Annotated in this window: 1 protein-coding gene; it reads left to right on the plus strand. The window is 40.8% G+C overall.

Annotated features, from left to right (window positions below):
* A partial coding sequence (locus CBI42_RS11910; RefSeq protein WP_142294164.1) for a YfhO family protein occupies positions 1-262 on the plus strand: 262 nt, incomplete at both ends.

Genomic DNA, 262 nt, shown 5'->3' on the forward strand with positions numbered 1-262 from the left:
GCTTCAAAAATGGCTACAATCAATACGATAACAATAACCTTTCCAATTACCGTCAAATCAGCAACATCGTGTTGAATTTGGGTTATTCAACCCACCAGCGAAAGAACATTTTGCTGAAGTTCAACCAGGTTAAAAACATCAAATTCAAATCAGCTAAGCTGGTCGCGGTACCGTTTAACAAGTCATATGGCAAGCAAATGCAAAAGCTCAAGCAAACCAAGCCTGCCAACTTGAAAGTCCATGAGAATCACGTAAGCGGCAC

The sequence above is a fragment of the Streptococcus sp. KR genome (genome assembly GCF_002238115.1).
GTDB lineage: Bacteria > Bacillota > Bacilli > Lactobacillales > Streptococcaceae > Streptococcus.